Here is a 6,406-nt window from a genome sequence, read left to right as displayed (position 1 = left end):
TTTTTTTTTTTATTATAAGAAAAGGGATTATACCGTTGTAAGCCACACCCCTTATACAGTGCGGGTTACAACGGTGACAACGGTAAACAACGCGCTTTTAAAACCTTTTCCACGACTTGCCATTTTCGGGCAGATTTTCTATCGGGGCGAATGCGATCACCGTTCCCGGGGAGCCGTTCCCGGGTAGCTTCCGTTTTTTCAATTTGTCCATGGTGCGGGCTAAAGCCTGCTGTGCTTTGTATCGATAGGCTAGATCGAGATCGTCCACCCACACCTGCCCAGACCAAAACTGGATCGGTTCTCCCTCTGAGTCAGCGAGAAAGATTACTAATTCGCCGTTGTTAGGCGTTGCCGGTTGTTTTGTTAGGGTGGTAAGTATTTCTTCTATCTCAGTCTCAAGCTTTTCGATTCGCTCCTCAAGGGATTCGATGTGCATTCCGAATCCATGATCCTGCGATAGCTTATCAGCTTCTATCTTGTCGATTCGCTCCTGTAATTCTGCGATCGTTTCGCTGCGATATTGTTCTATCTCAGGGTAGTGATTGGCTTCTATCCCGATCTCTATGGCTTTTATGCGATCCTCAAGCCGTTCATCGAGGATCGATAAAAGAAGTCTCTTAGCTGCCAAATTGAGAGACTCTCCGGTTTCTGCAAAATTTTGCAAGGTGCCCAATTGCCGGGCATTTAGGGAAAAGCTAATCGCCATAATCTAAATTTAATCTAAAGTAATCTAGCCTAATCTAGTCTAATCTAATTTTAATCTATTGTCAATTGATTATCTTCTGGAAAGAATCACGCCTATGGCTGCATATAATCCGTGTAATTGTGAAGATATTTCTAGGTTTTTCTTTTTGCCACGATATTTAAAATAGTAATTACTAGGCAAAACTTGATAATTATTTATCGAAATTTCTCCTGATGTGTATTTTATTGATAGTTTAGGAGGATTTTCGTCGTCTTCGCTAAATTCTGGGATCGTGATAGTAGAATTCTCAAATCTATCTTGAAACGCCTTAAACATTTTTGGGTTAGGGGTTTTACTAAAATCTTTTTTGTGCGATTGATTTTTTCTTTTGTTAGGCAATGCCTGAGATTGTTCTAAGATTTCGATTTTTGCTTCTAGCTTGAGTATTTGAAAAATAGCGTCGCTGATTCTTCGGCTGCCATAATTTGAGATCCCTTTGGCAGTATTCCATCTAAGAAATAATCTCAATTTTGCATTTAATTGAGATAGCCTTTTTTTAAGGGTAGATAGCTTCATCGATTTACTCCTAATGGGTTTAAAATTGAAAACTGAAACTGATAACTGATAACTGATTACTGATTAACTAACTCTAACCGGGATTGTTCATCCCAATTTTCCCAGGCTAAACTTTCACAAGAAAAAGCAAAATCTACGCTTTCCTCACTATCTTGATCGTAATAGCAAATTACAGTAGCGTAAGACCCAAAATCATGGGAAAACCACTTAATCGCTAGTCTTGTTCCAATAGGTTCGGGTCCGAATTGTCTTCTTAATTGATCTATAAAGATTGCTGCTTCTTTTGTAGCTTTTCTCGAATAATTAGAAGCTCCGATTTGTACACAATCCTCATTGATTGGGGTAGGGCTAATCTCTATATAATCTCTCATTTTACCTCCTAAATTTTTACTGTTTACTGATAACTGATAGCTGATAATTGATAACTGATATAATATTAAAACTGCTGAATAATTACACCACTCTCAAATTTAATGACAGTAGTTTTATTTTCAAGATAAGTAAGCGCAGCAGACTCTATCTCATCATCTTCTGTAGGTGTATAACCATAATCTGCCGCTGCTTCTAAAGCGCTAGAATATTCAGAATATTCACACCGGAAAGCGATCCGATCAAATTCTATTGACTTATTAAGGGCATTTTCTAAATCTTCTAGATACTCGACTAAAGCCTTAGCCCCGGACCATGACCACTTAGCATTCTCATCTTCTTTGAGTAGCTTAATAGCTCTCTCAGTGCTTAAATTTTCGTACATTTTTTTACTCCTATATATTTTTTTGCTGATAACTGAATACTTGATCATTAGGCAGGTATCCGATATTTAATCTTTAACCCTGTGGCCTGCTCAAAACTTTTCTGATCCATAGGGCTGAAAACTACGAAGCCCCACCCAGTAGAAGATTCTCTGATCCCTATTCCTATACCCGGATAGGCATTTAGTAAGTCTTTGGCTTGATTAATTGCAAGTTCCAAAGAGCTGCATAGCGAGATATTTGTCATTGATGTACTCCTTTTAATCTATATCTTCATAGTAATCTAATCTAATCTAAATGCCAAGGGTTCATCGATTAGATTATCTTATCTATAGATATAAGATAATCTAATCTAAAGACGCTTGACACTATGCCTAATCTAATCTAATCTATAGATATAGATTAATAGGAGATCATCATCATGAATCCACTGTCCCGCGATCCAATCATTCAAGGCTTTTTATCTGTATTCAATCCTCAAGTAATTGATGGGATTTTCTACTTTTTCAATGAACTGGATAAATATGAAGCGAAGCAGCGCTATGACGATAATCGCCGGCGATTTCTTGAGCAGGCCTTACGGCTTTATGAGCAAGGGGAAATGTCGAAAGATCAGCTTAAAGTAGTAATCGATCTTTTGCCAGAAAAAACCATAGAGGTACAAGCTACCCCTGTTCGTCCTAGTCCGGCTGATCCTAAATCAGAGATCGATTTAGAATCGCTTCTAAATAAGATCATGAATCAATAAAGTAGTTTAGCCGGCTAATATTAGCCGGCATTAGGAGGATAGGAGTAAAACGATGAAGCAATTTGTAATTTTTAATTCTAAGCAGGAATTCTGGACGGGCCAAGGCTTTTCAAAGAATCCTGCTGACGTAAAATTATTTTGCGGAAATAAGGCTCATTCTGAGTGCTATTGGGAGTTTAATAATTCTCCCCGATCTGGTGAGTTTTATGGCTATAGTTGCACTTATCCCGCATTAGGCAATTTTACTCAAGACTAAAGATTGTTTGTGATCAGTTACCAGTTATCAGTTATCAGTAAACAGTAAACATAGGAGTAACAAAATGAACCTAGAAAATCTTGATCAATTCTGTAGCACAGAAAATTACTACACCAATCCTTTTTATCCTTTTCTTTACACCGATGGTGTAAAATATGTGGCCGAAAATGGTAAAGCTTATTGGTTGCTTGATGCAATTGCTTCATGGCAAGGTGAACCCATTATTAAAAGCAATCAAGATTTAAGTCAGATTCAATTTTGGAAGTTAAAAGTTAATCCTGATCAGTCAGCGATTCTTATCTGCGAGCGAGATACAGATGAACCCGTAATCACTCAAAAGATACCTTTGACCGATTTTCCCATTCCAGGGATCACGCTTTATTTGTGTGATATGAGAACTGGAAAAGGTGTTTTAATTCTCCCTAGTGAGTATTAATCACCAATTATCAGTTACCAGTTATCAGTTACCAGTTTGTTGGACAAATTACTTAGGAGTAAAAATGCCAGAATTCACAGGATCAATGTCAGTTACTATCGAAGTAACTATCAAGGCCAAAAATCGAAAGGAAGCCGAATCTTTTTTCGATGATATTTATCTTGATGTTTCAATTGGAACTAATGAAAATTCAGAGGTAAAAATATTAAGCGATAATACTGACCTCATCGAAAATAATTGGGAGATAGAAGATTAGGTTAAGTTGGTTATCAGTTATCAGTTATCAGTTATCAGTTATCAGTTATCAGTTATCATAATAAATATCGCTATGAAAATAGGAGCAAAATGACTCTTTTTCCGTATACAGGGACTCAAACTATAAAATTCAAATTGACGATAAAGGCTAAAAGCCGAAAAGAAGCAGAAGAAAAATTCAAGAAAATGTGGCTAAACTGTCACATTGATCCAGATTGCTGGTGGGATATAGAGCAGGAAGGCATTCAAATTATTCATGACAATTTTGATGATGTTGTGGGTGAAGATTGGCGCATAGAAGATTAAGGTTATCAGTTATCAGTTATCAGTAAACAAATTGAAAGCATTAAAATTGTAATGACAAATGCAAGATACTGCTCATATAATAGTTCATGGCAAAATAATTAAAGTTTTGCGTCGATCCGTAAAATATGGCGTTCAACTAAAATTGAGAAAATCGGGACAACTAGGAACATTTTTGGATGATGAAAGTATATATCTAGAATTAAATGAAGAATTGTCCAAAACCAAGTTAAACGAATTGCTTGAGGGAAAAGTGATCTTTTTGTAAAATATCAGTTATTTTAGTTTTTTGCAAGTTGCAAATTGCAAATGCCGAAGGCAACTTATTATATCATTTTTTGATTAGCTTAAAATTATCAAAAAGAAAATAGAAAAAAGCGCAAAAAATAATAAAATAAATAGAAGCAAACGACCAATGATTAGTTTTCATGATTTCTACATTTATGAAATATTTAGAATAGAAATCAATCAAGACAATTGTATTGTAGTACAAGAAAAGTATCAAAAAGCTTAATATTGCGCTTTTTATGCTTTGTAAATCAAGGCTTAAGATTATTCTCCTTTCCCTTAGCCAAAGATGAAAATAGCTAAGAACTATACCTCCTATTAATAAATTTACCAGTAGGGAAACAATATATAAAAGAAGCTCTCCACTGCTCTCTAGTATTGTTAGCAGAAATTGATTTATGTGATCATTTACAATTGCGATTAAATTAAGGGCAAGCAAAAGTAAAAAAGATGTAATCCAATATTGAGGTTTTAACATGGCGGTAAAGGACGATCAGGATGAGTAATAAGCTGCTGATAGATTCGACTAAAAGAATCTCGATCTATCCAATGACGATAAATTTCTGTGTGAATTTTCGTACTATGGCCGAGCATTTTAGAGGCCATAGTAACATCCATCCCAAAATCAAAAGATCGCCGCGCCCAAGAGTGCCGGAGATCGTAAGGAGTGAAAGATATTTTTAGCTTTTTAAATCCCTTGCTGATCAAATTCCCATAAGCACTATTAGTATTTCCAGAGCAATCTGTCCGAGAAATATTGATCAATCCCCACTGATCAGCCCATTCAGGATAGAGCGGCCAGATATAGCGCTCGTTGGTTTTCCCCCTGTTTACATAGGCGATCGGGTAATCTTCAAAATCCAAAAAATAAGCTTCATGATTTCGCAATCCATAGGCAGCTATCACCCCATAAATCCACCGCCAAGCTTGATCGGTGATTAGCTCGAAGCTTTTGCCTATCAATTCATCAGAAGGCAAGGATCGCGGTGATACAGCCTTAAAAGCATAATCTCCGATTAAATCGCGCAGGGAGTGATTTATACCAGCAAGATCGGCAATTTTGGCATAAGCCAAAGCATATCGCCGGCGTGATCGGCTATTAGGTTCGGTCCATTCAATCAAAGTATCTTTTAGACATTTTTCAGTTAAAAAATTATTTTTTGGAAGTAAAGATAATGGCCGCAAATATTCATGATTCCAAGTCTCTAGAGTTGTTGGGCTTTCTTGCCGCTCCGAAAAATATTTATATTTTAATCTCTCGATCCAAAAAGCGATCGTCTCTGATGATTGATGATCAATCCTGAGATACCGCTCCCAATCAAATCTACCTTGAGCTAATAATCCCCCGATCACTTTAGCTTCGCTCTCAGCAAATTTCAATCCCTCAACATTAGCAAAAATCCCTAAAGAGATTCTTTGCTGATGCGGATCGCCCGCTCTTCCCGGTTTTGGGGGGAGGGTGGCTCGAAGGCAAAGCCGATCGTTTCGGAGTTCAATCGCTACTCCAATTTTTGCGGCCTTAAGCCGATCATTTGCTTTAGTGATCCAGTCTGTTAGTCTTGTCATTGGTTAAAAGCGGTAATTGCTCTCTGCTCACATTTCCTCGCCTGCCAGCGTGCTTTCTCAAGTGGCATCCGCTACACAGGGCAATTAAATTACTGGGCTGATTATTTGAGGGATTGTAATCCCAATGATGCACCGTTAAAGTTTGCTTAGCTTTGGAGGATCGATCAAGTGGTTCATCTGTACGCTTGCAATCAAGTCCACATTCTTGGCATTTCCAATCTGATGCCTCTTTAATTTTCAAAGCGATCGCGTTCCAGTTTTTTGGGTAGCGACTTCGATCCATTGGCATAAATCACCTTCTGGGGCTTATTAGTCCCCTGATTCATTTTAAAGATTACTTGCATTGCAAGCGATTTAATCACTTCTTTAAATTATAGGACTAGGTTAGGATTAAAATCAATGATTTTTGTATATCTATAGATAGTATGTAGATAGTATGTAGATAGTATGTAGATAGTATGTAGATAGTATGTAGATAGTATGTAGATAGTATGTAGATAGTATGTAGATAGTATGTAGATAGTATGTAGATAGTATGTAG

General features: G+C 37.0%; 12 protein-coding genes. 5 read left to right on the top strand and 7 right to left on the bottom strand.

What is annotated here, in order from left to right:
- Positions 1 to 97: 97 nt before the first annotated feature.
- From IM485_RS22310 to IM485_RS22290, 5 genes are all read right to left on the bottom strand, one after another.
- The gene (locus IM485_RS22310; RefSeq protein WP_287745629.1) at positions 98 to 706 is read right to left on the bottom strand and encodes a hypothetical protein; all 609 of its coding nucleotides are present in this window, start codon (positions 704 to 706) and stop codon (positions 98 to 100) included.
- Between the two features lie 69 nt (positions 707 to 775).
- Entirely contained in the window at positions 776 to 1,261 is a 486-nt protein-coding gene (locus IM485_RS22305; RefSeq protein ID WP_287745628.1) for a hypothetical protein, read from the bottom strand.
- Positions 1,262 to 1,317: 56 nt separating this feature from the next.
- Positions 1,318 to 1,632, bottom strand: a complete 315-nt coding sequence (locus IM485_RS22300; RefSeq protein WP_287745627.1) for a hypothetical protein — start codon at positions 1,630 to 1,632, stop codon at positions 1,318 to 1,320.
- Positions 1,633 to 1,697: 65 nt separating this feature from the next.
- Complete coding sequence (locus IM485_RS22295) at positions 1,698 to 2,015, bottom strand: hypothetical protein (protein ID WP_287745626.1); 318 nt, start codon at positions 2,013 to 2,015, stop codon at positions 1,698 to 1,700.
- 47 nt (positions 2,016 to 2,062) lie between these two features.
- Complete coding sequence (locus IM485_RS22290; RefSeq protein ID WP_287745624.1) at positions 2,063 to 2,260, bottom strand: hypothetical protein; 198 nt, start codon at positions 2,258 to 2,260, stop codon at positions 2,063 to 2,065.
- A 174-nt stretch (positions 2,261 to 2,434) separates the two neighbouring features.
- Between IM485_RS22290 and IM485_RS22285 the strand changes: the two genes are divergently transcribed.
- The 5 genes from IM485_RS22285 (at position 2,435) to IM485_RS22265 (ending at position 4,014) form a co-directional block, all read left to right on the top strand.
- The gene (locus IM485_RS22285) at positions 2,435 to 2,761 is read left to right on the top strand and encodes a hypothetical protein (RefSeq protein ID WP_287745622.1); all 327 of its coding nucleotides are present in this window, start codon (positions 2,435 to 2,437) and stop codon (positions 2,759 to 2,761) included.
- 52 nt (positions 2,762 to 2,813) lie between these two features.
- Entirely contained in the window at positions 2,814 to 3,017 is a 204-nt protein-coding gene (locus tag IM485_RS22280; RefSeq protein WP_287745620.1) for a hypothetical protein, read from the top strand.
- Positions 3,018 to 3,081: 64 nt separating this feature from the next.
- A complete protein-coding gene (locus IM485_RS22275; RefSeq protein WP_287745618.1) occupies positions 3,082 to 3,453 on the top strand; it encodes a DUF6876 family protein in 372 nt (123 codons plus the stop codon).
- A 64-nt stretch (positions 3,454 to 3,517) separates the two neighbouring features.
- On the top strand, positions 3,518 to 3,709 hold the full coding sequence (locus tag IM485_RS22270) for a hypothetical protein (protein ID WP_287745616.1): 192 nt from the start codon (positions 3,518 to 3,520) through the stop codon (positions 3,707 to 3,709).
- An 89-nt stretch (positions 3,710 to 3,798) separates the two neighbouring features.
- The gene (locus IM485_RS22265) at positions 3,799 to 4,014 is read left to right on the top strand and encodes a hypothetical protein (RefSeq protein WP_287745614.1); all 216 of its coding nucleotides are present in this window, start codon (positions 3,799 to 3,801) and stop codon (positions 4,012 to 4,014) included.
- A 756-nt stretch (positions 4,015 to 4,770) separates the two neighbouring features.
- On the opposite strand, the gene IM485_RS22260 is transcribed toward IM485_RS22265, so the two are convergent.
- Both IM485_RS22260 and IM485_RS22255 read right to left on the bottom strand, forming a co-directional pair.
- On the bottom strand, positions 4,771 to 5,865 hold the full coding sequence (locus tag IM485_RS22260; RefSeq protein ID WP_287745612.1) for a tyrosine-type recombinase/integrase: 1,095 nt from the start codon (positions 5,863 to 5,865) through the stop codon (positions 4,771 to 4,773).
- Positions 5,837 to 6,148: an HNH endonuclease gene (locus IM485_RS22255; RefSeq protein ID WP_287745610.1), complete on the bottom strand. Its 312-nt coding sequence runs from the start codon at positions 6,146 to 6,148 to the stop codon at positions 5,837 to 5,839. Before IM485_RS22255 ends, IM485_RS22260 begins: the two co-directional genes overlap by 29 nt.
- Positions 6,149 to 6,406 lie beyond the last annotated feature (258 nt).

Origin of the sequence: Microcystis sp. M169S2 (genome assembly GCF_020245865.1) — a bacterium.
In the GTDB taxonomy this organism is placed as follows: domain Bacteria; phylum Cyanobacteriota; class Cyanobacteriia; order Cyanobacteriales; family Microcystaceae; genus Microcystis; species Microcystis ichthyoblabe_A.
This window is presented reverse-complemented; position numbering and strand designations above follow the sequence as displayed.

Excerpts from the sequence above, each read along its gene's own strand:
- IM485_RS22310 (WP_287745629.1), bottom strand. The coding sequence starts at position 706 with ATGGCGATTAGCTTTTCCCTAAATGCCCGGCAATTGGGCACCTTGCAA.
- IM485_RS22305 (WP_287745628.1), bottom strand. The coding sequence starts at position 1,261 with ATGAAGCTATCTACCCTTAAAAAAAGGCTATCTCAATTAAATGCAAAA.
- IM485_RS22300 (WP_287745627.1), bottom strand. The coding sequence starts at position 1,632 with ATGAGAGATTATATAGAGATTAGCCCTACCCCAATCAATGAGGATTGT.
- IM485_RS22295 (WP_287745626.1), bottom strand. The coding sequence starts at position 2,015 with ATGTACGAAAATTTAAGCACTGAGAGAGCTATTAAGCTACTCAAAGAA.
- IM485_RS22290 (WP_287745624.1), bottom strand. The coding sequence starts at position 2,260 with ATGACAAATATCTCGCTATGCAGCTCTTTGGAACTTGCAATTAATCAA.
- IM485_RS22285 (WP_287745622.1), top strand. The coding sequence starts at position 2,435 with ATGAATCCACTGTCCCGCGATCCAATCATTCAAGGCTTTTTATCTGTA.
- IM485_RS22280 (WP_287745620.1), top strand. The coding sequence starts at position 2,814 with ATGAAGCAATTTGTAATTTTTAATTCTAAGCAGGAATTCTGGACGGGC.
- IM485_RS22275 (WP_287745618.1), top strand. The coding sequence starts at position 3,082 with ATGAACCTAGAAAATCTTGATCAATTCTGTAGCACAGAAAATTACTAC.
- IM485_RS22270 (WP_287745616.1), top strand. The coding sequence starts at position 3,518 with ATGCCAGAATTCACAGGATCAATGTCAGTTACTATCGAAGTAACTATC.
- IM485_RS22265 (WP_287745614.1), top strand. The coding sequence starts at position 3,799 with ATGACTCTTTTTCCGTATACAGGGACTCAAACTATAAAATTCAAATTG.
- IM485_RS22260 (WP_287745612.1), bottom strand. The coding sequence starts at position 5,865 with ATGACAAGACTAACAGACTGGATCACTAAAGCAAATGATCGGCTTAAG.
- IM485_RS22255 (WP_287745610.1), bottom strand. The coding sequence starts at position 6,148 with ATGGATCGAAGTCGCTACCCAAAAAACTGGAACGCGATCGCTTTGAAA.